The 23,445-nt window shown below is 64.3% G+C and carries 21 protein-coding genes; 12 read left to right on the top strand and 9 right to left on the bottom strand.

The window, feature by feature from the left end; all coding sequences use genetic code 11:
• The first annotated feature begins 51 nt into the window (after positions 1-51).
• From ACP2YO_RS27160 to ACP2YO_RS27140, 5 genes are all read left to right on the top strand, one after another.
• The gene (locus ACP2YO_RS27160; protein ID WP_426434236.1) at positions 52-1,671 is read left to right on the top strand and encodes a peptide chain release factor 3; all 1,620 of its coding nucleotides are present in this window, start codon (positions 52-54) and stop codon (positions 1,669-1,671) included.
• A gap of 213 nt (positions 1,672-1,884) precedes the next feature.
• Positions 1,885-2,496 (top strand): hypothetical protein, encoded by a 612-nt coding sequence (locus tag ACP2YO_RS27155; RefSeq protein ID WP_426434235.1) that lies wholly within the window; start codon positions 1,885-1,887, stop codon positions 2,494-2,496.
• An 81-nt stretch (positions 2,497-2,577) separates the two neighbouring features.
• Positions 2,578-3,162, top strand: coding sequence for an NnrU family protein (locus tag ACP2YO_RS27150; protein ID WP_426434234.1), 585 nt, complete (start codon positions 2,578-2,580; stop codon positions 3,160-3,162).
• A 2-nt stretch (positions 3,163-3,164) separates the two neighbouring features.
• Positions 3,165-3,986 carry a 3-methyl-2-oxobutanoate hydroxymethyltransferase gene (gene panB / locus ACP2YO_RS27145; protein WP_426434233.1) on the top strand — a complete coding sequence of 274 codons (822 nt, stop codon included), beginning with the start codon at positions 3,165-3,167 and terminating at the stop codon, positions 3,984-3,986.
• Positions 3,987-4,008: 22 nt separating this feature from the next.
• Positions 4,009-5,616: a class I adenylate-forming enzyme family protein gene (locus ACP2YO_RS27140; RefSeq protein ID WP_426434232.1), complete on the top strand. Its 1,608-nt coding sequence runs from the start codon at positions 4,009-4,011 to the stop codon at positions 5,614-5,616.
• On the opposite strand, the gene ACP2YO_RS27135 is transcribed toward ACP2YO_RS27140, so the two are convergent.
• On the bottom strand, positions 5,613-5,873 hold the full coding sequence (locus ACP2YO_RS27135; protein WP_426434231.1) for a hypothetical protein: 261 nt from the start codon (positions 5,871-5,873) through the stop codon (positions 5,613-5,615). The two genes, ACP2YO_RS27140 and ACP2YO_RS27135, sit on opposite strands and share 4 nt — an antisense overlap.
• A gap of 299 nt (positions 5,874-6,172) precedes the next feature.
• On the opposite strand from ACP2YO_RS27135, the gene ACP2YO_RS27130 reads away from it, so the two are divergent.
• The 4 genes from ACP2YO_RS27130 to ACP2YO_RS27115 are packed head-to-tail and all read left to right on the top strand — an operon-like array spanning position 6,173 to position 10,138.
• The gene (locus ACP2YO_RS27130; RefSeq protein ID WP_426434230.1) at positions 6,173-6,826 is read left to right on the top strand and encodes a tetratricopeptide repeat protein; all 654 of its coding nucleotides are present in this window, start codon (positions 6,173-6,175) and stop codon (positions 6,824-6,826) included.
• A 34-nt stretch (positions 6,827-6,860) separates the two neighbouring features.
• Positions 6,861-7,451, top strand: coding sequence for a hypothetical protein (locus ACP2YO_RS27125; protein ID WP_426434229.1), 591 nt, complete (start codon positions 6,861-6,863; stop codon positions 7,449-7,451).
• A gap of 54 nt (positions 7,452-7,505) precedes the next feature.
• Positions 7,506-8,894, top strand: coding sequence for a ribosome biogenesis GTPase Der (gene der / locus ACP2YO_RS27120; protein WP_426434228.1), 1,389 nt, complete (start codon positions 7,506-7,508; stop codon positions 8,892-8,894).
• The gene (locus tag ACP2YO_RS27115) at positions 8,891-10,138 is read left to right on the top strand and encodes a TCR/Tet family MFS transporter (protein ID WP_426434227.1); all 1,248 of its coding nucleotides are present in this window, start codon (positions 8,891-8,893) and stop codon (positions 10,136-10,138) included. The genes der and ACP2YO_RS27115 overlap by 4 nt, the downstream gene beginning before the upstream one ends.
• 233 nt (positions 10,139-10,371) lie before the next feature.
• On the opposite strand, the gene ACP2YO_RS27110 is transcribed toward ACP2YO_RS27115, so the two are convergent.
• The 3 genes from ACP2YO_RS27110 to ACP2YO_RS27100 form a co-directional block, all read right to left on the bottom strand.
• Positions 10,372-11,598 (bottom strand): ABC transporter substrate-binding protein, encoded by a 1,227-nt coding sequence (locus tag ACP2YO_RS27110; RefSeq protein WP_426434226.1) that lies wholly within the window; start codon positions 11,596-11,598, stop codon positions 10,372-10,374.
• Positions 11,599-11,745: 147 nt separating this feature from the next.
• Complete coding sequence (locus ACP2YO_RS27105; protein WP_426434225.1) at positions 11,746-12,882, bottom strand: hypothetical protein; 1,137 nt, start codon at positions 12,880-12,882, stop codon at positions 11,746-11,748.
• 190 nt (positions 12,883-13,072) lie between these two features.
• On the bottom strand, positions 13,073-13,813 hold the full coding sequence (locus tag ACP2YO_RS27100) for an SDR family NAD(P)-dependent oxidoreductase (RefSeq protein WP_426434224.1): 741 nt from the start codon (positions 13,811-13,813) through the stop codon (positions 13,073-13,075).
• Positions 13,814-14,006: 193 nt separating this feature from the next.
• Between ACP2YO_RS27100 and ACP2YO_RS27095 the strand changes: the two genes are divergently transcribed.
• Positions 14,007-15,047, top strand: a complete 1,041-nt coding sequence (locus ACP2YO_RS27095) for an IS110 family transposase (protein WP_426434223.1) — start codon at positions 14,007-14,009, stop codon at positions 15,045-15,047.
• A gap of 290 nt (positions 15,048-15,337) precedes the next feature.
• On the opposite strand, the gene purF is transcribed toward ACP2YO_RS27095, so the two are convergent.
• From purF to radA, 3 genes are all read right to left on the bottom strand, one after another.
• The gene (purF, locus tag ACP2YO_RS27090; protein WP_426434222.1) at positions 15,338-16,882 is read right to left on the bottom strand and encodes an amidophosphoribosyltransferase; all 1,545 of its coding nucleotides are present in this window, start codon (positions 16,880-16,882) and stop codon (positions 15,338-15,340) included.
• A 35-nt stretch (positions 16,883-16,917) separates the two neighbouring features.
• A complete protein-coding gene (locus tag ACP2YO_RS27085; RefSeq protein ID WP_426443321.1) occupies positions 16,918-17,547 on the bottom strand; it encodes a CvpA family protein in 630 nt (209 codons plus the stop codon).
• A 171-nt stretch (positions 17,548-17,718) separates the two neighbouring features.
• Positions 17,719-19,200, bottom strand: a complete 1,482-nt coding sequence (gene radA / locus ACP2YO_RS27080) for a DNA repair protein RadA (RefSeq protein WP_426434221.1) — start codon at positions 19,198-19,200, stop codon at positions 17,719-17,721.
• Between the two features lie 200 nt (positions 19,201-19,400).
• On the opposite strand from radA, the gene ACP2YO_RS27075 reads away from it, so the two are divergent.
• On the top strand, positions 19,401-20,153 hold the full coding sequence (locus tag ACP2YO_RS27075; RefSeq protein ID WP_426434220.1) for a DUF5131 family protein: 753 nt from the start codon (positions 19,401-19,403) through the stop codon (positions 20,151-20,153).
• A 2-nt stretch (positions 20,154-20,155) separates the two neighbouring features.
• Here the strand turns inward: ACP2YO_RS27075 and ACP2YO_RS27070 are convergent, their stop codons facing one another.
• Positions 20,156-20,983, bottom strand: a complete 828-nt coding sequence (locus ACP2YO_RS27070; protein WP_426434219.1) for a three-Cys-motif partner protein TcmP — start codon at positions 20,981-20,983, stop codon at positions 20,156-20,158.
• A gap of 272 nt (positions 20,984-21,255) precedes the next feature.
• Here ACP2YO_RS27070 and ACP2YO_RS27065 point away from each other — a divergent pair, with 272 nt between their 5' ends.
• Entirely contained in the window at positions 21,256-22,701 is a 1,446-nt protein-coding gene (locus tag ACP2YO_RS27065) for a DUF5107 domain-containing protein (RefSeq protein ID WP_426434218.1), read from the top strand.
• A 17-nt stretch (positions 22,702-22,718) separates the two neighbouring features.
• Here ACP2YO_RS27065 and ACP2YO_RS27060 read toward each other — a convergent pair whose 3' ends face one another.
• The gene (locus ACP2YO_RS27060; protein WP_426434217.1) at positions 22,719-23,444 is read right to left on the bottom strand and encodes a sulfite exporter TauE/SafE family protein; all 726 of its coding nucleotides are present in this window, start codon (positions 23,442-23,444) and stop codon (positions 22,719-22,721) included.
• Between the last annotated feature and the right edge of the window lies 1 nt (position 23,445).

The following is a 23,445-nucleotide window of genomic DNA, read 5'->3' as shown; positions in this document are numbered from 1 at the left end:
GACAAAACGCCCTTGATTGCGCCCGTTTTCCCTGCCAAACGCTGCCCCGCTATGTCCGATACCGCTATTTCAGCCGAATCGCCGCCCCGTTCGCCGCTCGCAGAGGAAGTGGCGCGACGCCGCACGTTTGCGATCATCTCGCATCCCGACGCCGGCAAGACCACGCTGACCGAAAAGCTGCTGTTGTTCGGCGGCGCGATCAATCTCGCGGGCCAAGTCAAGGCCAAGGGCGAGCGGCGCAACACGCGTTCGGACTGGATGAAGATCGAGCGCGAGCGCGGCATCTCGGTCGTCACCTCGGTGATGACCTTCGAGTTCAACGAGCTCGTGTTCAACCTGCTGGACACGCCGGGCCATGAGGACTTCTCGGAAGACACCTATCGCACGCTGACCGCGGTCGATTCCGCGGTCATGGTGATCGACGCGGCAAAAGGCATCGAGGCGCGCACGCGAAAGCTGTTCGAGGTCTGTCGGCTCCGGGACATCCCGATCATCACTTTCATCAACAAGATGGACCGCGAGAGCCGCGACACCTTCGATCTCTTGGACGAGATCGAGAAGACGCTGGCGCTCGACACTACGCCGATGACCTGGCCGGTCGGCCGCGGCCGTGACTTCCTCGGCACCTATGACGTCGTCAGTGGCGGCGTGCGGCTGCTCGAAGGCGGCGGTGCCAAGACCGGGCAGGCCGAGCAGATCGATATCGCCGATCTCGCGAAGCGCAATCCCAATCTCGACGTCGGCGAGGTCAAGGAAGAGCTCGCGCTGGCCTCGGAGGCCTGCAAGCCGTTCGAAGTCGCGGCGTTCCGCGAGGGCCATCTGACGCCGGTCTATTTCGGCAGCGCATTGCGCAATTTCGGCGTCGGCGATTTGCTGGAGGGCCTCGGCAAGTTCGCGCCCGCGCCGCGCGCGCAGGAGTCCAATCTGCGCAAGGTCGAGGCAGCTGAGCCGCGCATGAGCGCCTTCGTGTTCAAGATCCAGGCCAACATGGATCCGAACCATCGCGACCGCATCGCGTTCGCGCGGCTGTGCTCGGGCAAACTGATCCGCGGCATGAAGGCCAAGCTGGTGCGCACCGGCAAGAACATGAGCCTGTCGAGCCCGCAATTCTTCTTCGCCCAGGACCGCTCGGTGGCGGATGAGGCCTTTGCCGGCGACGTCGTCGGCATCCCCAACCACGGCACGCTGCGGATCGGCGACACCCTGACCGAGGGCGAGGATTTGACTTTCGTCGGCGTGCCGAGCTTCGCCCCCGAAATCGTCCGCCGCGTGCGGCTGACGGATGCGATGAAGGCGAAGAAGCTGAAGGAAGCCCTGCAGCAGATGTCGGAAGAGGGCGTCGTGCAGGTGTTCCGACCGCGTGACGGCGCGCCGGCGCTGGTCGGCGTGGTCGGCCCGCTGCAGCTCGATGTGCTCAAGGCGCGGCTCGACGCCGAATATTCGCTGCCGGTCGAGTTCGAGGTCTCGGAATTCCAGCTCGCGCGCTGGGTCTCCTCCGACGACAAGAAGAAGCTGGAGGCGTTCATCGCCGCCAACAATTCCGGCATCGCCGACGACGTCGACGGCGATCCCGTGTTCATGGCCAAGAACGAGTTCTATCTCGGCTATACCCGTGAGCGCGCCGAGGGCATCACCTTCTCCAACGTCAAGGACGTGAAGAAGAAGGCGTGAGGCATTCTCGGTGTCGTCCCCCGGCTTGACCGGGGGACCCAGTACGCCGGGACCTCTCAGGTTATCACAACCGTCTCTGGAATACTGGGTCGCCCGGTCAAGCCGGGCGATGACAGCGGAATTTTTGACCGCGCGAGGAAGTGAACGTGGCCCCGCTTGATGCGATCCGGCTGCGGTACCATTCTCTTGGCAACGCATTCAGGGCCCGCTTGCATGCTCCGACGCCTTGCCATTTGCCTCGCCTTTGCTGTGCTGGCCATAGGTCTCGCGACCGCCGTGCATGCGCAGGAGCGGCATCAGCTCAATCCGGTGCCGTTCGCGCACACGCCGTGCAGCGTGCTCGAGGACGGGCCCTGCACGCCGTCCTATTGCGGCGTGTTCAATCACGGGCCGTGTCTCCCCGAGATGGATTACCCGTACGGCGAAAATCTGCAGCTCACGATCCTCACCGTGCCGCCCGAGGGGCAGGCCGCCAAGTACCAGAAGCCGGACCATGACCTCGATACCATCGGCGATCTCTTCGCCGCGCTGCGCACCTGCTGGTCGCCGCCGCCGGCCGACAACGCGCACGAGGGCATGCAGATGTCGGTGCGGTTCAGCTTCAAACGGTCGGGCGAGATGATCGGCGCGCCGCGGATGACGTTCGCCACGTCAGGCGTGCCGATGGACACCCGCACGACCTATCTGAATGCGATCAATGCCTCGCTCGACGCCTGCCTGCCGCTGAAATTCACCGGCGGGCTGGGCGGCGCGATCGCCGGCCGCCCGATCATGATCCGCTATGTCGACAATCGCGAACTCGCCAAGCAGGCCGAAAAGCCGTGACCCTGACATAGGCCTGACGCATTGCGCTCCGTCGCCCGAAGGTGATACGCGAAGGCAGCAAGGACATCGGGGAGGAATATCGTGGGACTGCTGGTCATGATCCTGGGTCTCGTGCTGTTCCTCGGCGTCCACGTGCTCACCACCCGGCGCGAGCTGCGCGCGAGCTTGGTGAATGCGATGGGTGAGGGCGCCTACAAGGGCGTCTATTCGCTGGTGTCCGTCGCAGGCCTCGCGCTGATCGTCTGGGGCTTTGCCCATTACCGCGCCACCGGCTGGATCGACGTCTGGACGCCGCCGACCGCGTTCAAGCACATCACGGTGGCGCTGATGCTGCCGGCCGTCATCCTGGTGACGGCGTCCTATATCCGCGGCCGCATCTACACCACGCTGAAGCATCCGATGCTGGCGGGCGTCAAGCTGTGGGCGGCCGCGCACCTGCTCGCCAATGGCGACCTCGGCTCGATCATCCTGTTCGGCTCGTTTCTCGGCTGGGCGGTCTACGACCGCATCTCGCTGAAGCGCCGCGCGGATGCCGGCGCGCCGCCGATCCCGGTGGGCGGGCTAACCAACGACCTGATCGCGATCGCGGTCGGTGTCGTCGCTTATCTGGCGCTGGCGTTTGCGTTCCATCCGGTCGTGATCGGCGTGCCTGTGATGGGAGCCTGACAATGTCCGTTCAATCCGCCATCAGGCGCAAGACCGCACCCGATCTCCGGGCCCGCAAGAACGGCGAGCCGATCGTGATGCTGACCTCATACCACGCGCACACCGCGGCGCTGGTCGATCGTCACTGCGACGCCATCCTGGTCGGCGACAGCCTCGGCAACGTCATGCACGGCTTCGAGACCACGGTGCCCGTCACGCTCGACATGATGATCCTGCAGGGGCGTGCGGTGATGCGCGGCTCGCAAGCGGCGCTCGTTGTGGTGGACATGCCGTTCGGCTCCTACGAGGGCTCCAAGGAGCAGGCGTTCTATTCGGCGGTGCGGATCATGAAGGAAACGCTGTGCGGCGCCGTCAAGCTGGAGGGCGGTGTGCGGATGGCAGAGACGGTCGAGTTCCTGACCGGGCGCGGCATTCCGGTGATGGGCCATATCGGGCTGACGCCGCAATCGATCAACACGCTCGGCTCATTCCGCGCGCAAGGCCGCGAGGAGGCAAACTGGGCGCCGATCGAGAACGACGCCAAGGCGATTGCCGATGCCGGCGCCTTCTCGATCGTGGTCGAGGCCGTCGCCGAGCCGCTGGCGCGCAAGATCACGCAATCGATCGCGGTGCCGACCATCGGCATCGGCGCGAGCGTGGCCTGCGACGGTCAGGTGCTGGTGCTCGAGGACATGCTCGGCCTGTCGCCGCGAGCGCCGAAATTCGTGCGCCGCTACGGCAATCTCGGTCCGGCGATCGAGGAAGCGGTCGCCGGTTACGCGCGTGACGTGAAGAGCCGCGCCTTTCCCGGACCCGAGCACGTCTACGACATGAAGAAGAGCTGACAGGGCAGGAGACGGCACTAGGATGGACTGGTCGCAGCATTCCCTGCCGCCGATGCGGCTCGAGCCGCGGTTCGGCGACCGCGTCGTACCGGCCTTCGTGGATCGGCCGGAGAGCCTGTGGGCGATGGTTGCGCAAGCCGTCGCACAGAATGGCGACGGCGAGGCGCTGATTTGCGGCGACACGCGCATGACCTGGCGCGAGGTCGCCGAGCTGTCGGCGAAGGTGGCGGCAGGTTTCGACAAGCTCGGCTTGCAACGTGGCGACCGCGTCGCGATCCTGCTCGGCAACCGCATCGAGTTTGTGCTGACGATGTTCGCCGCCGCCCATGCCGGGCTGGTGACGGTGTTGCTGTCGACACGCCAGCAGAAGCCGGAGATCGCCTATGTGCTGACCGATTGCGGCGCCAGGCTCCTGGTCCATGAGGCGGCACTCGCCGGGCGCCTACCTGACGCCGCCGATATTCCCGACGTGAGGCATCGCATCTTCGTCAGCGACGACGGTGCGTCGCAATTCGCTGGCTTGCTCGACCATGCGCCGGCACCGGCGCCCGCGGAGGTGAGGGAGGAGGACATTGCGATGATCCTCTACACGTCAGGCACCACGGGCAAGCCCAAGGGCGCGATGCTCGCCCATTGCAACATCATCCACTCCTCGATGGTGTTCGTATCGACCCTGAAGCTGACGCAGGTGGATCGCTCGATCGCCGCGGTGCCGCTCGCCCATGTCACCGGCGCTGTTGCCAACGTCACGACCATGGTCCGCTGCGCCGGCGCGCTGATCATTATGCCGGAGTTCAAGGCCGCCGAATATCTCAAGGTCGCCGCGCGCGAACGTGTCACCTACACGGTGATGGTGCCGGCGATGTACAATCTCTGCCTGTTGCAGCCGGACTTCGACAGCTACGACCTCTCCAGCTGGCGCATCGGCGGCTTCGGCGGGGCACCGATGCCGGTCGCCACCATCGAGCGGCTCGACGCCAGGATTCCCGGGCTCAAGCTCGCCAACTGCTATGGCGCGACCGAGACCACGTCGCCCTCGACCCTGATGCCGGGCGAACTGACCGCCTCCCATATCGACAGCGTCGGCCTGCCGTGCCCCGGCGCCGAGATCATCGCCATGGGGCCGAACGGCCGTGAGCTGCCGCGCGGCGAGATCGGCGAACTCTGGATCCGCAGCGCCTCCGTCATCAAGGGCTACTGGAACAATCCGAAGGCGTCAGCGGAAAGCTTCACCGCCGGCTTCTGGCATTCCGGCGACCTCGGCTCGATCGATGCGGAAAACTTTGTCCGCGTGTTCGACCGCCAGAAGGACATGATCAACCGCGGCGGGTTGAAGATCTATTCCGCCGAGGTCGAGTCGGTGCTGTCAGGCCATCCTGCGGTGATCGAGAGCGCGATCATCGCAAAGCCGTGCCCGGTGCTGGGCGAGCGCGTTCACGCCGTGATCGTGACGCGCGCAACGGTCGAGGCCGAGGCGCTACGCGCCTGGTGCGCCGAGCGGCTGTCGGACTACAAGGTGCCGGAGACCATGGCGCTGACATCCGACCCGCTGCCGCGCAACGCCAACGGCAAGGTGATCAAGCGACAGTTGCGGGAGGCGCTTGATGTGGCCCGAGCGGGGCTCGCCTAAGCGAGCGCGAACGTCACCGTCTGCGCGAGAAATGTGCCGGCCTTCTGGGCGAGCAAACAATAGTCGCCATTGGTCAGGCCTGGAATTTCGATGGCGGCCTGCCCATTGCCGCCCGCGGCGATCGCATTGTCATTCACCGGCGCGGTCGTCTTCCCGGAGGTCTTGTCGACAAATACCACGTCCGCACCGACGGGCATGTCTGCATAGGACACGTTGACGGTTGTCGAATTCTGACTGACGTAATTGAGTATGGGCATCGCTTTCCCTTAGCAATCTTGCGTTGTGTCCGGACACTATGCTGGGCCGTCGTCGATTGGAAGGCACCAGGTGGAGCGGAACCGGATCTGGCGGGGGCGAGACTTTGATAAGCCTGCCGGCCTGGAGCTGGTTGATCCGCAAGTGCTCGATGTCCAAGCCGCCACCGTTAACGCTTTGATCCGCCTCGCTTTGCCTTGCCACCGCCATATCGTTAGGGTAACGCCGCCGTGACGTGGGGATCGGGTGTGGGCCGAGCCCGGCCGTTGGTTGCGGCCGCGAGGGGATGGGATAGACTTAAGTGTCTGAATTATTTGATGAAGTCGACGAGGAGGTCCGTCGCGATCAGCTCAAGCGGCTGTGGGACAGATACTCGCTTTTGATCATCGCCGTAGCGATCCTGGTCGTTGCGGGCGTCGGCGGCTGGCGCGGCTACCAATATATCGAGGGCAAGAAGGCCGCCGAGGCCGGTGCGGCATTCGACCGCGCGGCTGAATTGTCCGAGCAGAACAAGCATGCCGAGGCGGAAGCCGCCTTCGCCGAACTCGCCGCCAAGGCGCCATCGGGCTATCGCATGCTGGCGCGGCTGCGCATGGCCGCAGAGGTCGCGCCCCGCGACCAGCAGGCCGCCGCGAAGCTGTATGACGACATCGCGGCCGACCGCAGCGTCGGCGCACCCGAGCAGGATCTGGCGCGGATCCGCGCCGCGCAGCTCGTGATGGATACCACGACCTATCCGAACATGCTGCAGCGCCTCGAACCCGCGACCGCCAAGGACTCGACCTTCCGTCATACCGCACGCGAAATGCTCGCGCTGTCGGCCTGGCACGCCAACGATGCTACCGCTGCGCGGCAATGGCTCGATCAGATTGCCAATGACGGCGACACGCCGCAGAGCCTGCGCTCGCGCGCCGAGGCGGTGCAGGCCTTGCTGCCGCCGGTCGCCAAAAGCTAACCGGCGAAACCTTTAGTTGAGTGAAAGATCGACCATGCGCCGCTCGCAACGCTTGATCGCAGCCGCAATCCTCGTCTCGCTTTGCAGCGCGCTGGCGGGCTGCGGTGGCGGCGGCATAGCCAATTTCGACCCCTCCGATCTGCTCGACTTCCTCGACACCAAGAAGAAGCTGCCCGGCGATCGCAAGCCGGTGTTCCCCGAGGGGGTGCCCGGTCTTGAGCAGGGCGTGCCGAAGGATCTGTACAAGGGCGCGCAGCAGCAGGACCAGCTCAACCCGCCGCCGGACGCTGCCGCGACCGCCGCGGCTGCGCCGCCGCCCGAACCGCCCAAGGCGGCGAAGAAGCACAAGCCCAAGCCCGCTCCTGCCACCGCGAGCACCGAGCAGCCCGCAGCTCAGGGCGCCGCTCCCGACGCTGCCGTGGCGCCCGAAGAGGGCGGGCCTGCCGCGCTGCCGCCGGAGCCCAAGCAGAAGAAAAAGATCGTTCGCCGCCGCACCACCGCGCCACCCGCCGCCGACCAGCAGGCGCAGCAACCCGCCGCGCAGCCGGCGGCCCCGGCGCAGACCACGCAACAATCCGCCGCGCCGTTCCCTGCGCCGGTGCCGAGCGGCTCGTTTAGCCGTTAGGATTCTGTTTCAATTCGTTTGACGCGCGCTGCCGATGCAGCGCCTGGATAATCCATGTCTTTTACGATTGCCATTATCGGCCGGCCCAATGTCGGCAAGTCGACGCTGTTCAACCGGCTGGTCGGCCAGAAGCTCGCGCTGGTCGATGACGTACCCGGCGTGACCCGCGACCGTCGCGAGGGCGAGGCGCGGCTCTATGATCTCGAATTCACCATCATCGACACCGCCGGCCTCGACGAGGGCGCCAAGGGCTCGCTGACGGCACGGATGCAGGAGCAGACCGAGACCGCGATCGCGCTCGCCGACGCGCTGATGTTCGTGGTCGACGCCCGCGCCGGCCTGACCCCGACCGACCGCGCCTTCGCCGATTTCGCTCGCCGCGCCAACAAGCCGGTGGTGCTGGTCGCCAACAAGGCCGAAGGCAAGCATGGCGAGATCGGCGCGATGGAGTCCTACGCGCTCGGCCTCGGCGATCCCATCCAGATTTCGGCCGAACATGGCGAGGGCTTGGTCGACCTCCGCGACGCGCTCAGCGCGCTGATGCCGGAGCCGATCGAGGTGGACGACGAGATCATCGAATACGACGACGATGAGATGTCGGACGAGGAGATCGCGCAGCGCCCGATCCGCGTCGCCATCGTCGGCCGGCCCAATGCCGGCAAGTCGACGCTGATCAACCATCTGCTCGGCGAGGAGCGCCTGCTGACCAGCCCGGAGGCCGGCACCACGCGCGATGCCATCGCGGTCGAGATCACCTGGCAGGGGCGTCAGTTCCGGGTGTTCGATACCGCGGGTCTGCGCCGCCGCTCGCGGATCGAGGAGAAGCTGGAAAAGCTGTCGGTGGCCGACGCGCTGCGCGCCGTGCGCTTCGCCGAGGTCGTCGTGCTGGTCATGGATGCGCAGAACAAGTTCGAGGAGCAGGATCTGCGGATCGCCGACCTGATCGAGCGGGAAGGGCGCGCGCTCGTGCTCGCCGTCAACAAATGGGATCTCGTCGAGCGCAAACCCAACCTGATTTCGGCGCTGCGCGTCGATGTCGACCACCTGCTGCCGCAGGTCAAGGGCGCCCCTGTCGTTGCCGTCTCAGGCCTGATGGGCGAGGGCATCGACCGCCTGATGACGGCGATCCAGGAGGCCTACGCGGTCTGGAACCGGCGCGTGCCGACCGCGGCGCTCAATCGCTGGTTCGAGCAGGCGATCCAGGCCAGTCCGCCGCCCGCCGTCTCGGGCCGCCGGCTGAAGCTGAACTACATCACCCAGAACAAGGCGCGGCCGCCGAGCTTTGTCCTGTTCTGCTCGCGCGCCGATGCCATCCCGCAATCCTATCTGCGCTACCTCACCAACTCGCTGCGCGAGGGCTTCGATCTGCCGGGCACGCCGATCAGGATCACGCTGCGCGAGAAGGCCAATCCGTTCGCCCACAAGCGCAAGCGGCCGTCATGAGCGGAGAGGCGGGGGCTGACACTGCGGCTGTCCCGCAGGCGCGTGGCGGCGCGGTGATCTTCATCTTCATCACCCTGCTGCTGGATATGCTCGCGCTCGGCATCATCATTCCGATCCTGCCGAAACTGATCGAGGGTTTCGTCGACAACGACACCGCGAACGCGGCGCGCATCTTCGGCCTGTTCGGCACGATCTGGGCGCTGATGCAGTTTGTCTTCTCGCCGGTCCTCGGCGCATTGTCGGACCGCTTCGGCCGCCGGCCGGTGGTGCTGGTGTCGAACTTCGGCCTTGCCGCCGACTATGTCGTGATGGCCCTGGCGCCAACGCTGAGCTGGCTGTTCATCGGGCGAATGATCTCGGGCATCACCTCGGCCAGCATCTCGACATCGTTCGCCTATGTTGCCGACGTCACCGCGCCGGAGCAGCGCGCCGCGATGTTCGGCAAGATCGGCGTCGCTTTCGGCGCAGGTTTCATCCTCGGGCCCGCATTGGGCGGCCTGCTCGGCCAGATCGATCCGCGGCTGCCGTTCTGGGTCGCCGGAGGCTTGAGCTTCGCCAATGGTCTCTACGGGTTGTTCATCCTGCCGGAGTCGCTGCCGCCGGAGCGCCGCTCGCCGTTCAAATGGAAGAGCGCCAATCCAATCGGCGCGCTGCATCTGTTGCGCTCGAACCGAACGCTCGCCGGCCTGTCGCTGGCGAATTTCTTCGCCCAGCTCGCCCATGTCGTGCTGCCCTCGACGTTCGTGCTCTATGCCACCTATCGGTATGGCTGGGGCACCGCCACGGTCGGCGGGACGCTCGCGCTGGTCGGCCTTTGTGCGATGGTCGTGCAGGGCGCGGCGATCGGCCCGATCGTCAAGCACCTGGGCGAGCGCAAGGCGTTGTTCCTCGGTCTTGTCTCCGGCGCGGCCGGCTTCCTGATCTTCGGCGCGGCACCGACCGGCCATCTGTTCTGGATCGGCATTCCCGTGATGGCGCTATGGGGCATCTCGGGCGCCGCGATCCAGGCGCTGACGACGCAGCTCGTCGCGCCGGATCAGCAGGGCCGGTTGCAGGGCGCAATCTCCAGCGTGCAGAGCGTCTCGGAGCTGATCGGCCCGTTCCTGTTCACGCTGACCTTCGCCTGGTTCATCGGCGATAGCGCGCCGCTGAAAATGCCCGGCGCGCCGTTCTATCTGGCGGGCGCGTTGTTGCTGCTCGCGCTGGTGATCGCGGTGCGGGCGACGGCCGCAACGAAAGCGTAGCGTGGCTAGGAATTAGCCGAGCCCCATCCACCTTGTTGTCCCTGCGAAAGCAGGGGATCCATAACCACAGGATAGAGTCTCGAAGTTTGCCGTGGCCCCAGCGCTGCACAATGATAACCATCGGTGGTTATGGGGTCCCGGGTCGCGCTTCGCTCGCCCGGGACGACATCGAATTCGTTGCGTCGCGCGAAAGCGTCACTCGCATTCCGCGCGACCCGATGAAGTAACGCCGTTTACTTCTTCACCAGCGGGCAGTCGCTGGCCTCCAGCGGCTTGGCGGCGTCTTCCGGCGAGATCGTGGCGATCAGCTTGTAATAGTCCCACGGATATTTCGACTCTTCCGGCTTCTTCACCTCGAACAGATAGGCCGGGATGATGCGGCGGCCGTCGATCCGCAGCGGGCCCTTGCCGAACAGCGGATCGTCGGTCGGGATCTCCTTCATCTTGGCGACCACCTTGGCGCCGTCATGCGGATTGCCGCCCATCGCGTCGAGCGCCTTCAAATAATGCAGCACGCCCGCATAGACGCCGGCGACCGTCATCGAGGGCATCGAGTTCTTCGGCGAGCGCGTCTGGAAGCGCTTCGACCAGGCCCGGGTCTGGTCGTTCATGTCCCAGTAGAACGACTCGGTGAAGGTGAGGCCCTGCGCGATCTTCAGGCCCAGCGCATGCACGTCGTTGACGAACAGCAACAGCGCGGCAAGCTTCTGGCCGCCTGCGGTGACGCCGAATTCGGAGGCCTGCTTGATCGCGTTGGTGGTGTCGCCGCCGGCATTGGCCAGCCCGATGATCTTGGCTTTGGAGGCCTGCGCCTGCAGCAGGAAGGAGGAGAAATCAGCGGTGTTGAGCGGGTGCTTGACCCCGCCGAGCACCTTGCCGCCGTTGGCGGTGACGACCGCCGAGGTGTCGCGCTCCAGCGCATGGCCGAAGGCGTAGTCGGCCGTAAGGAAGAACCAGCTGTCTCCGCCGGCTTTGGTCAGCGCCTTGCCGGTGCCGGTGGCGAGCATATAGGTGTCGAAGGTGTAGGAGATCGTGTTGGCGTTGCAGGCCTTGCCGGTCAGGTCGGCGGTCGCCGCGCCCGAGTTGAGCATGATGGAGTTCTTCTCCTTCACCAGATTGCTCACGGCGAGCGCAACGCCGGAGTTCGGCGTATCGGTGATCATGTCGACCTTCTCGTTGTCGATCCACTGGCGCGCGATGTTGACGCCGACGTCGGGTTTGTTCTGGTGATCGCCGCTGAGGACCTCGATCTTCCAGCCCTTGGCGAGCAGGCCGGAGTCCTCCACCGCCATATTGGCCGCGGCCACCGAGTTCGGGCCGCCAATGTCGGCATAGAGACCCGACATGTCGTTGAGCACGCCGATCTTGACGTTCTTGTCCTGAGCAAAGGCAGGCGCCGCAACGCTGAAAGCGGCGCAGGCGAAAAGCACGGCGTAGCGCCGCGCGAGCGTCGTCGTCATGAGAAGTCCCTCCCTGTGAATGTCCCCGGACGGCCCTCTTGAGATGGAGCCCTTTGCCGGTTGGGTTCCCGCTTACCCCGTCCGGGGACAAGCGGCAATCCGCATAAAGCCGGAGAAGCTGCGTCGAAGCGTCATCCGGCGCGTGCCTTATTTCAGGGCATTCGAAGTGAGCTTGAACTTCTGGATGCGCTTGCCCTCGACCTCACCGGTATAGACGTTGCCTTTCTGATCGACCGCCATGACATGCAGCAGGGCGAATTGCCCGGCATTGCGGCCGGTGTGGCCGAACGTGCCGACCACGCTGCCGTCGTCGCGTTTGATGACGCGGATCTCGTTGTTGGCGCCGTCCGCATTCAGCAGATAGGTCTGCTTCGGATCGGGCCACAGCGCGAGATCGAACACCGCACCGTCGCCGAGGGTGCCCTTCTCGTAGAAGAACTCCTTCACGAAGCTGCCGTCCTTCTTGAACACCTGGATGCGGTCCTGGCTGCGATCGCAGACATAGACCAGCCCGTCATCGGCGATCTGGATGCAATGCACGGGATTGCCGAACTGCTGCTGCACCGGCGCGGCGGGATTGTAGGGCGGTTGCTTGTCATCGTTGGGCGTCTTGCCATAGCCGCCCCACAGCCGCTTGTAGGCCAGCGTGGTGGCGTCGAACACGATGACGCGGCGGTTGCCGTAGCCGTCGGCGACGTAGAGTTCGTCGGCCGCCTTGTCGATCGCTATCGCAGCGGGCTTGCCGAGCTGCGTGGTGTCGTTGCTGTTGGTGCGCGGCGCGATCTTGCCGATCTGTCCGAGATAGTTGCCGTCGAGCGTGAACTTCAGGATCGCGCTGTCGTCGTCGGCATTGCCGCCGATCCAGACGAAGCCGCGCTCGTCGACCGTAATGCCGTGCTCGCGGCCGACCCATTGATAGCCGTCGCCGGGACCGCCCCAGGACCGCAGCAGATTGCCGTCGACGTCGAACTCCAGCACCGGCGGCGCCGGCACGCAGCATTTTGCGCGCGGTGGATTAAGCGTGGCCGCCTTCTCGGCATCGGTCAGCGAGCGCGGGCGGTGGATCACCCAGATATGTCCCTGCCAGTCGACCGTGATGCCGCCGATCTGGCCGATGATCCAATTGTTCGGGAGCTGCTTCGGCCAGGAGGCATCGACTGCGAAGGTCGGGATGTCGCCGGCGTGAGCGGACGCGGGCTGGACGAAGAGGGCGAGCGATGCAACGCAGGCGGAGAAAATCAATCCGGACAGTGTGGAGCGCGCACGATTGAGCGTCGGCGTCATGAATGCCTCCCGTGATTTTTCTTGGCGGGTGAGCCGCTGGGGAGGGCAGTCAATCGTGGGGCGACAGGGGAGTCAATCGTCTCGCCGTCATTGCGAGGAGTGTAGCGACGAAGCAATCCGTCGCTCCGCATATGCTGAGCCATGGATTGCTTCGCTTCGCTCGCAATGACGGCGGAGAGAACGCCGCGCCTCACGCCGGCGGCTGGAATTCCTTCAGCGCACGTGCCTTGTAGTCGTAGAGCTTGCCGGTCTCGGTCCAGTCGGGCGAGCACATCGGCAGGATGAAATCGGCGGCCATGTCGGGCGTGTCGAGCGTCATCGGGTCTTCGCCGGGAAATACTGTGGCGCGCATCCTCGTGCGGATCGGGCCGGGGCTGAACAGGTTCACCCGCATCTTCGTGTTCGCGGTCTCATTGGCCCAGGAGCGCACCAGCGCCTCCAACGCGGCTTTCGACGCCGCATAGGGGCCGAGATAGGCGTTGGCCTTGTGGGCGGCGCCCGAGGTCACGAACACCGCGCGGCCGGCGTCGGACTGCTTCAGCAATGGGTCCATGCAGCGGATCAGCTGGAAGTTCGCGGTGACGTTGAGCGCCATCACGTCGTTCCACGGCTTCAATTCGATATGGCCGAGCGGCGAGGAAGGACCGGGGACGCCGGCATTGCCGACGAGGATGTCGAGCTTGCCGTGGCGCTCATGCAGCGCGAGGCCGAGGCGGGCGATGCCCTCATAATCGGTGAGGGTCAGCGGCACCAGCGTGGCGCTGCCGCCGTGCTTCCTGATCTCGTCGTCGAGCTCTTCCAGGCCACCTAGGGTGCGCGCCACCGCCACGACATGCGCACCGGCCTTGGCCAGCGCCACCGCCGTGGCATAGCCAATCCCGCGCGAGGCGCCGGTCACGAGGGCGATACGGGAAGCGAGGGGTTTTGTCATGGAAGGGGCTCTAGCAAATCGTCGTCCCGGCGAAAGCCGGGACCCATACGCCGTGACGGTTATGATGGGAGACGGTGTTCGTGTCTAATACTGCCCCGGCCACGCAGGCTGGTGGTTGATGGTGTGGACGGCCCCCTACGGCATCAGTGTGCCAGAATGAGGTTGTTGCAAATCTCAGACAAGGGAGCCGTCCGTGAGAGAGATTATCCGCATTGGAATGGATACGTCGAAGTATATTTTTGTACTGCATGGGGTTGATGCGGCGGAACAGCCTGTGTTGCGCAAGAAGCTTGCGCGCAAGCAGGTGCTGGAGTTCTTCGCCAAGTTGCCGCCGACCGTGATCGGGATGGAGGCCTGCGGGGCCTCGCACCATTGGGCACGGGAGCTTCGCAAGCTGGGCCACGAGGTGAAGTTGATGGCGCCGCAATTGGTGAAGCCCTATGTGTCGCGGAACAAGAACGACGGTCGGGATGCGGAGGCGCTGTGTGAAGCGATGAGCCGGCCGAGCATGCGGTTCGCGCCGGTCAAGACGGTCGAGCAGCAGGCCGCGCTGATGCTGACGGGTGTCCGCGCTGGATTGATCGCCCGGCGCACCCAGCTCGGCAATATGATCCGCGGCCATGCGGCGGAGTTTGGCCTGATCGGGGCCCAAGGGACCGACAAGATCGAGCCGCTGCTGGCGCGGATTGCGCAGGACGAGACGCTTCCTGCCCTGGCACGCGAGCTGTTTACGGTGCTGGGCCGCGACTACACCAGACTCGTGGGCGAGCTGCAGGAGATCGAAGCCAGATTGATGGCCTGGCACCGCTCCGACGCCGTGGGCCGGCGTCTGGCGCAGATCCCTTCTGTCGGGCCGATCGTTGCAACGACGCTCGTGATGAAGACACCCGATCCCCATGCTTTCCGCTCCGGCCGTCACTTCGCAGCCTGGCTCGGCCTCACCCCCCAGGATCACTCCACCGCCGGCAAAACCAGGCTTGGCAGGATCACGCGGGCGGGCGACGAGGACCTGCGCCGCCTGCTGGTGATCGGGGCAACGGCGGTCATCCAGCAGGCCAGACGCGGGCGCGGCCATCACTCGCGCTGGCTGCTGGCCCTGATCAAGCGCAAGCCACCGAAGCTTGCCGCCGTGGCGCTCGCCAACAAGGTGGCCCGCATCGCCTGGAAGCTGATGGCGACCGGCGAGAGTTATGACGCCGCACGGATCAATGCCACCGCGGCAGTCGCCGTCTAACAGATTGGCCGGCTGGCGGGCTCGCTCGTCAGCCGACCCGGAGCTGCAGGAGCAGATGGAGCGATCGATCGAGCAACGATGCGAGACAGTCCGTGGGACCCATCGGCCGTCAACAGGCCGCGTGGTTGTTTGGAACTCGCATCGCGCAAACCATCTTGGCCAGCGATCCATCCGATCGCACTCAAAAGGCCGGACATATGGATGCAAGCGATCCGATCCGCTCAAAAAGCTCTTGTGCCACGGGGGCCGTCCACATATGGGTCCCGGCTTTCGCCGGGACGACACAGGTGTCAGCTCGCCTCGGCCAGCAGCGATAATTGCCGCGGCTGCGGCTCGACTTCGCTGTGATCGGTGAGGTGGGTCGGATAGGTGCCGGTGAAGCAATGGTCGGAGAACCTTGGGTTCGCCGGATCGCGGCCGGGATAGCCCATCGCGCGGTACATGCCGTCGATCGACAGGAAGGCCAGCGAATCCGCGCCGATGATCTCGCGCATCTCCTCGACCGAATGGGTCGCTGCCAGCAGGCCGCCGCGGTCGGGCAGATCGATGCCGTAATAATCAGGATAGAGGATCGGCGGCGAGGCGAGGCGGAAATGCACCTCGCGGGCGCCGGCATCGCGCATCATGCGCACGATCTTCATCGAGGTGGTGCCGCGCACCAGCGAATCGTCGATCAGGATGATGCGCTTGCCTTCGATCGCGGCGCGGTTGGCCGAATGCTTCATCCGCACGCCGAGCTCGCGCACGCTCTGGGTCGGCTGGATGAAGGTGCGGCCGACATAGTGGTTGCGGATAATGCCGAGCTCGAACGGCACGCCGGAGAACTGGCTGTAGCCGACCGCGGCGGGCACGCCGGAGTCCGGCACCGGAACGACGACGTCGACCTCGGGATGGCTCTCGCGGGCGAGCTGGGCACCGAACGCCTTGCGGACGTCATAGACCGAGCGGCCGCCAACGATCGAATCCGGCCGCGAGAAATAGATGTATTCGAAGATGCAGGGCCGCGGCGGCTTCGGCGGGAACGGCTTGTGGCTGTGCGCGCCGCTCTCGTCGAACACGATGATCTCGCCGGGTTCGACGTCGCGGACGTATTTGGCGCCGATCATGTCGAGCGCGCAGGTCTCCGAGGTCAGGATCGGGCGGCCGTCGAGATCGCCGAGCACCAGCGGGCGGATGCCGAGCGGATCGCGCGCGCCGATCAGCTTCTTGTTGGTCAGCGCCACCAGTGCGTAGGCCCCCTCGATCGCGCGCAGCGATTCGATGAAGCGGTCGACGAAGCGGGAACGCTTGGACTGCGCCACCAGATGCAGGATCACCTCGGTGTCGGTGGTCGACTGCATCATCGCGCCGCCCTTCACCAGTTCGCGGCGCAGGGTGAGACCGTTGGTGAGATTGCCGTTGTGGCCGACCGCGAAACCGCCGGCGTTCAGTTCGGCGAACAGCGGCTGCACGTTGCGCAGGATGGTCGCGCCGGTCGTGGAGTAGCGGACATGGCCGACCGCGGCATTGCCGGGCAGGCGCTCGATCACCTCGCGGCGGGAGAAGGTGTCGCCGACCAGGCCGAGGCGGCGCTCCGAGTGGAAGCGGGAGCCGTCGAAGGAGACGATGCCGGCGGCTTCCTGGCCGCGATGCTGAAGGGCGTGCAATCCGAGCGCGGTGATGGCGGCGGCCTCAGGGTGGCCGAAGATGCCGAACACCCCGCATTCCTCGCGCAGCGTGTCCCCGTCCAGATCGAGGTCCAGATCAGGGCGTTGGAGATCATCCCGCAATTCGATCGGGCCGAGGGCGAGGTCCAGTTGGTCGGCGTGATCGGAACTGGCTTGCATCTCGTTCATCGCCTCTGGTTGGGGCCCCAAGTCAGACCCAAAAGTTACTGGCCCGCCGGTTTCTCGATCAGCTTTTTGAGGCTGTCGCGAGCGGGTTTGCTATAGCCGTCGCCCGACGCAGGCGCGGCCTGATCGGTATCGGCAAAATCATCGTCGGGCTTATTCTTTTTGAATTTCTTTAAGATGGTGTTCTCGGGGTCGTCAGGCAAGAGCGACATCAGCCAATCCCCGGTTCCTTGCAGCACCACCCGGGATTTCGCCCCGGTCACCCAGTCGGGCCGTTGCTTGTCCGGGACCAGCCAGCTGAAGAACATGAACGCCACGACCACGATCAGCAGGCCGCGGGCGAGGCCGAACAGGAAGCCGAGGGTGCGGTCGAGCGCGCCGATCCGCGAATCCAGGATCATGTCTGAAATCCGCACCGTGATGATGGAGACCACGATCAGGGTGCCGATGAAGACGCCGGCCACCACGACCGCCGCTGCGATCGTGTCGTTGTTGAAATAAGTCTTGGCGGTCGGCAGCAGCTTCGAGAAAGCATACAGCGTGACCAGCGCCGCGGCGCCCCAGGCGGCGATCGACAGGATCTCGCGCATGAAGCCGCGCACCATGGCAAGCAGGCCCGAGATCAGCATCACCCCGAGCAGGACGAGATCGAGTATCGTTATCGGCATCGGCTGGTCAGGTCCGCTGGTACGTTCAGGTACGCTGTTTAAAGCTCTCGCGAATCGGCAAACTCGGTGCCGTCCTAACTGAAGCGCGTCGGGCGCATCCGGCAAGGCCGGACGGCAACCTTTCCCGCGCGGCGGATGTATAGCGGCGGGGCGCTGATACGTCACGCCGCTTTAGCTGTTCTCGCGACGGAATCGGGCCGGTGTGGCATTTTTCTCAGTCGCTTCAGGCTCCCGTGACGCCGCCTGGTCGCCTCTTGGCGTACCCCGACCGCCCCGAGGGGTCCCGCGCGCGGCGATTTCGGCAACCAAAGTGGTCAGATTGCCGACGCTGTTGAGGATGAGACCGGCATCGCCGCCGACGTCGCCACGGGCCGATTCGGGCAGGATGGCGCGGCCGAAGCCGAGCTTGGCGGCTTCCTTCAGCCTCGCCGACGTCTGCGCCACCGGGCGGACCGCGCCGGAGAGCGAAATCTCGCCGAAATAGACCGCATCCGTCGGCAACTGTGCGTTCACCAGCGACGACACCAGCGCCGCGGCCGCGGCCATGTCGGCTGCGGGTTCCTGAATGCGCAGGCCGCCGGCGACATTGAGGTACACGTCGTGCCCAGAGAGCTTCACCCCGCAATGGGCCTCCAGCACCGCCAGCACCATCGACAGCCGGCTCGGATCCCAGCCGACCACGGCGCGCCGGGGCGTGCCGAGCGAGGTCGGCGCCACCAATGCCTGCAATTCGACCAGCACCGGGCGGGTGCCCTCGATGCCGGCAAACACCGCTGTGCCGGGGCTTCCTTGGTCACGTTCAGACAGGAACAATTCGGAGGGGTTGGTGACTTCGCGCAGGCCCAGCCCCGTCATCTCGAACACCCCGATCTCGTCGGTCGCGCCAAAGCGGTTCTTCACCGCGCGCAGGATGCGGAATTGTTGCGAGCCTTCGCCCTCGAACGACAGCACGGCGTCGACCATGTGCTCGACCACGCGGGGGCCGGCGATCTGGCCGTCCTTGGTGACGTGGCCGACCAGGATGATCGCGGCGCCGGTCTTCTTGGCAAATCGTATCAGCGCCTGCGCGGAGGCGCGGACCTGGGTCACGGTGCCGGGCGCCGATTCCACCGTGTCGGTCCACATGGTCTGGATCGAATCGATCACGATCAGGCGCGGCACGGCGCCTTCCGAGAGCGTCGAGACGATGTCCTCGACCGAGGTCTCGGCTGCCAGCTGCACCGGCGCATCAGCGAGCCCCAGCCGCTCGGCCCGCAGCCGCACCTGCGCCACCGCCTCTTCGCCCGATATGTAGACCGCGCGATGCCCGGCGCGCGCCATCATGCTGGTGGCCTGGGTCAGCAGCGTCGATTTGCCGATACCGGGATCGCCGCCGACCAAAAGCACCGAGCCGCGCACGAAACCGCCGCCGGTGACGCGATCGAGTTCGGCCATGCCGGAGGAGGTGCGCGGGGCATCCTGGCTTTTGCCGGTCAGGCTTTCCAGCGCGAACGTCCGCCCCTTGCGCCTGGAGCGGATCGAGACCGGCACCGAGCCGGTGGCGTCTTCCTCGGCCAGCGTATTCCACTCGCCGCAGGACTCGCACTTGCCTTGCCAGCGATTATACGCCGCGCCGCAGTTCTGGCAGACAAAGGAGAGGGTGGATTTGGCCATTGGGGAATCAATTGAGAGGAAGCGGCTTGTCATATACGTGGCCAGCAACGCGTGGCGCTAGCTTGATCGTTCTTATTTTGTTCTTTAACCTGATTTCCTCCCCACGTCAAAGGGTTCGGAAGGCGACAGGAATCCTTGGGTAAGAAGTTTTCGTTACCTTGCTTGCACGCGCCACATCCAAGTTGAGTTGGGAGAATCCAATGGCTGAGACATCAATCGAGTGGACTGACGCAACTTGGAATCCTGTGGCCGGCTGCACCGTACTCACCGCAGGCTGTACGAACTGCTACGCGATGCGAATGGCGGCAAGGCTTGAGGCAATGGGCACTCAGAAGTACCGCGGTCTGACCCGGAAAAGTGGAAAACGTGCCGTATGGACCGGTAAGATTCGTTTGGATTACGCATCGCTGGACACACCCAAGACGTGGTCGAAGCCGCGAAAGGTGTTTGTGAATTCAATGTCCGATTTGTTTCACGATGACGTTCCGATTGAATTCATTGCTCGGGTTTGGGACGTCATGAAGGACACATCCCGACACACCTATCAAATCCTTACAAAGCGTCCCGAGCGCATGGCTATGGTTCTGGCTCAAAGACAGTTCGAAATCCTCCCGAACGTCTGGCTCGGCACCAGCGTTGAAGATAATCGTGTCCTCGCTCGTCTGGACGCGATCCGGCAGGTGCCTGCTGCGGTCAGGTTTGTTTCCCTTGAGCCCTTGATCGGGTCCGTAGCGGAAGGCGATCTGACCGACATCCACTGGGCGATCGTCGGTGGAGAAAGCGGCCCGCGCGCTCGCGAGATGCGACCTGAATGGGTCGACGAGATCGAGGCGATGTGCCGTGCTTCTGGAACGGCTTTCTTCTTCAAACAATGGGGTGGAAAAAACAAGAAAGCCGCCGGTCGTGTACTGAACGGCAAGACATACGATGAGATGCCTGATTTACGGCCGTAGTCTCATCGGTATTTATTAAAGATTCCCTCGATGATCTTTTGCGCAACCGGCTTCTGTGAAGCAAAGAATAAGTAGTACACAACCGCGTTGGTACTGTTTTTCATCGGCAAGGGCTCAGGGACGAACTGGAATCCAGCTACTTTGCGCAGCCTTTCCTGAAAAGCGCGTACGATAGCCTCATTGCTTTGCTTTACGATGTCTGGTGCACCGAACAAGTTGCCTTGCGGATGTTCTGCGTAGGCCGTTTCTCTCCAAGTTTCGTCGCCCCAAAAGCGGTTCATCCGATCTATGCCATCCCTCGGAACGGCATCGGGGTTCCGCCAAATCGCATTCCTATTCATGTCCATCACTGGGAAGTTCAGAAACATGTCAACGGCGTGAGACTGGCCTGCCATCTCCATCGCGCTCCATTCCAAGTGAAGACCGTAGGGATCAAAGAGGCAGAGCGCTCGCTTGAAGTGCTCGTATCTGATCGTTGGCAGAAGGACCTGCGTGAGATATTTGGAAGCGTCGCCTGTTTCGATATGGACGTCACCGCGATTGGCACACAGCCGTCTTAAGTGCGCTGTTTTGTGTGCGTCCATATCGATGAAAAAGAAACCATCGAAGGGGGGCGTCGTTTTTAACGCACGCGCTGGGCTGCCGTCGATCGGTCCACCACTTCGCTTTGAGATGTGGACGCCGGCGCCACTGAAAGCGTCGACGTAGAGTTTCTTCAAACCTTTCTGGTTGGCAAAGGCGCTCGTATAGGCTGATCCGTATTTTTCAACGATCTCGAGCTTTAGCTCAGACCAGATTCCAACCTCATCAAACTTAAATGATACCGCCACGGACGCCAATCATCGTTTGCCGCTCGGCATAGAATGTTTCGCGAGCAGCTTGTTGCGCGAAGGTCCGATCAGCTTAGCTATCGTTCGATGTACTTTTCAACCGCCGATTGCTTAAACTAAAGGCGACAAAGCCTCCGCATCCCGTGCGGTCGTGGTCGCGCGCCGGTCCAGCGCCCGAGCTGCGCAGGCTTGGCGAAGTTAGGCGCCTCGCGCGCATGTCCCTGGAAGCGTTGATAGACTAGAATTGCCGCTCCCGTTCGAAGGCAACGTCAATGGCAAGTCTTGCTGTCCGTCCCGTTCGCGTCTGTTTCGCCATTGCGCTGGTTTCGGCAGTCTGCACGCCTCACGCCACCGTTCACGCGGCGTCGCCCTCGCCTGACAGCGTTTCGCTGACCGAGTCCACAATCGCCTGGAGCACCGTCAAATACGCGACCACGGCGGACAACGGCTTCGTCGACGGCTCCCTCGACAAATCGGTCATCGTCGACCGCACGTTCCACACCCACGTGCTTGAGAACCGCTATCTGAAGGTGACGCTGGTGCCCGAGTTCGGCGGGCGGATACTGTCCATCATCTACAAGCCGACCGGTCACGAACAACTCTATCGCACCAAAGTGGGCGTGCCCTACGGGATGAAGGCCGGGAATTTCTACTATGACTGGCTGATGGTGTATGGCGGCATCTTCCCGACCTTTCCCGATCCCGAGCATGGCCGCACCTGGTTGAAGCCGTGGGATTTCCGGGTGGTGACGCAGACGGAATCCGAGGTGACGGTGGCGATGTCGCTGAAGGACGATTTCGCCTATTCCGCCGCACCGAAGCGGTTCACCGGCGAGACCGGCATCGAGGCGACCAGCTATGTCACGCTGAAGGCCGGTCGTGCCGCGCTCGATGTGCGCGTGGTGCTGAAGAACACGCAAGCCAAACCGATCGACTACGAGTACTGGACCTGCACCACGCTTGCACCGGGCTCCGACCCGAACAATCCCGGGACCACCGCAGGCGCCGAGATCATCGCGCCCGTTACGACCTACACCACGCCCGCCTGGTCGACGAACATTGCCGAGGGCGACGCCCGCGCCGGCCCAGACACCTATCGTTTCGAAAAGCTGCGCGCCTTTAAGAACTGGCCGTCGATGGGCATCGCCTATGCCGCGCCCGACATGCAGGGCGGCAATTTCTGGGGCGTGATCAACCACGACAATGAAGAGGGCATCATCCGCATCGCCGACAACAAGGTGACGCGAGGCCTGAAAATGTGGACGTGGGGATTTTCCGCGTTCACCAGCGCAGCCGACCCCCGCAAGGCGCCGACCGAAGCGCAGCCTTATGTCGAGTTGTGGGCCGGTGTGTCAGACCAGTTCTTCCACACCGCGCAGCTTGCCGCGCTCGACGAAATGTCTGTCGCTGAAACCTACAGCCCGACCGTCGGCATGAGCGACGTGACGCAGGCGAACGAGAACATCCTGGTCAATCTCTCGACTGATACATCCCGTGTGAACCTTCAGTTCTTCAGCATCGCGCCGACTGCGCCGTTACGGGTCATGCTGATGCGCGGCGATGCTGTCGTGTTCGACGATACGGTGACGGCCGATCCGAAGAACGGAAATCGTGTTTCCGCGCCGCTTCCCTCTGGCGGCAGCGGCGATCGGGTGCGGCTGACGATCCGCACCGCTGAGGGTAAGGAGCTGATCGCGGCCGAGACGAACGTCAAATAGATTGTCGCTCTCCGAGCCTAGGACGTCGCCGCCGACCACAGCAGCGACGCGCCGGCGGCGAGCATGATGCCGTCCATCAACAGGCGAAACACCTCCGGCTTGAGATGCAGCACGAAGCGCTTGGCGATGAAGGCGCCCGACATCAGCGAGGCGCCGGCGATCAGGCCTTTCAGTGCGACGTCCGATGTCAGCGCGCCGAAGTGCTCGAAGGTGACTGACTTGCTGAGGTAGAGCCCGAGCGAGCTTGCCGCTTCGGTGGCGAGAAACGCGCCCTTGGAAAGGCCATAGAACAGAAACAGCGGCACGCTGAGCGGGCCGGTCGAGACCACGATGCCGGTGAGATAGCCGATGACGGCGCCGCCGATCGCCAGATGCCAGAGATTGGCTTTCAGCTCGTGCCGCACCAGCCAGTGCCGTACCGGCACCATTGCGATCAGGAACACGCCGATCGCGGCGTCGACCACGTGCGAGGGCAGGGCGAGCAGCGTCCGCGCGCCGAGCGCGGCCGCAGGGATTCCGGTTACCGAGTAGGCGGCGCAGGCGCGCCAGTCGACCTCGCGCCACCACGCCAGGATGCGCGACAGGTTGGCCATTACGGCTGCGACCGCCATGATCGGCACCGCCTGCTTCGGCCCGAATTGATAGATCAGCACCGGCATCAGCATGATCGACGAGCCGGTGCCGACGATGCCGGAGATGGTGCCGGCGATCAGGCCGACGATGAGGACGAAGACAAAGCCCATC

Origin of the sequence: Bradyrhizobium genosp. P (assembly GCF_049949265.1) — a bacterium.
Lineage (GTDB): Bacteria > Pseudomonadota > Alphaproteobacteria > Rhizobiales > Xanthobacteraceae > Bradyrhizobium.
This window is presented reverse-complemented; position numbering and strand designations above follow the sequence as displayed.

What these genes read in the sequence shown, in the direction of transcription:
- ACP2YO_RS27160 (WP_426434236.1), top strand. Translation starts at nt 52, where the DNA reads ATGTCCGATACCGCTATTTCAGCCGAATCGCCGCCCCGTTCGCCGCTC.
- ACP2YO_RS27155 (WP_426434235.1), top strand. Translation starts at nt 1,885, where the DNA reads ATGCTCCGACGCCTTGCCATTTGCCTCGCCTTTGCTGTGCTGGCCATA.
- panB (WP_426434233.1), top strand. Translation starts at nt 3,165, where the DNA reads ATGTCCGTTCAATCCGCCATCAGGCGCAAGACCGCACCCGATCTCCGG.
- ACP2YO_RS27140 (WP_426434232.1), top strand. Translation starts at nt 4,009, where the DNA reads ATGGACTGGTCGCAGCATTCCCTGCCGCCGATGCGGCTCGAGCCGCGG.
- ACP2YO_RS27135 (WP_426434231.1), bottom strand. Translation starts at nt 5,873, where the DNA reads ATGCCCATACTCAATTACGTCAGTCAGAATTCGACAACCGTCAACGTG.
- ACP2YO_RS27125 (WP_426434229.1), top strand. Translation starts at nt 6,861, where the DNA reads ATGCGCCGCTCGCAACGCTTGATCGCAGCCGCAATCCTCGTCTCGCTT.
- der (WP_426434228.1), top strand. Translation starts at nt 7,506, where the DNA reads ATGTCTTTTACGATTGCCATTATCGGCCGGCCCAATGTCGGCAAGTCG.
- ACP2YO_RS27115 (WP_426434227.1), top strand. Translation starts at nt 8,891, where the DNA reads ATGAGCGGAGAGGCGGGGGCTGACACTGCGGCTGTCCCGCAGGCGCGT.
- ACP2YO_RS27110 (WP_426434226.1), bottom strand. Translation starts at nt 11,598, where the DNA reads ATGACGACGACGCTCGCGCGGCGCTACGCCGTGCTTTTCGCCTGCGCC.
- ACP2YO_RS27105 (WP_426434225.1), bottom strand. Translation starts at nt 12,882, where the DNA reads ATGACGCCGACGCTCAATCGTGCGCGCTCCACACTGTCCGGATTGATT.
- ACP2YO_RS27100 (WP_426434224.1), bottom strand. Translation starts at nt 13,813, where the DNA reads ATGACAAAACCCCTCGCTTCCCGTATCGCCCTCGTGACCGGCGCCTCG.
- purF (WP_426434222.1), bottom strand. Translation starts at nt 16,882, where the DNA reads ATGAACGAGATGCAAGCCAGTTCCGATCACGCCGACCAACTGGACCTC.
- ACP2YO_RS27085 (WP_426443321.1), bottom strand. Translation starts at nt 17,547, where the DNA reads ATGCCGATAACGATACTCGATCTCGTCCTGCTCGGGGTGATGCTGATC.
- radA (WP_426434221.1), bottom strand. Translation starts at nt 19,200, where the DNA reads ATGGCCAAATCCACCCTCTCCTTTGTCTGCCAGAACTGCGGCGCGGCG.
- ACP2YO_RS27075 (WP_426434220.1), top strand. Translation starts at nt 19,401, where the DNA reads ATGGCTGAGACATCAATCGAGTGGACTGACGCAACTTGGAATCCTGTG.
- ACP2YO_RS27065 (WP_426434218.1), top strand. Translation starts at nt 21,256, where the DNA reads ATGGCAAGTCTTGCTGTCCGTCCCGTTCGCGTCTGTTTCGCCATTGCG.
- ACP2YO_RS27060 (WP_426434217.1), bottom strand. Translation starts at nt 23,444, where the DNA reads ATGGGCTTTGTCTTCGTCCTCATCGTCGGCCTGATCGCCGGCACCATC.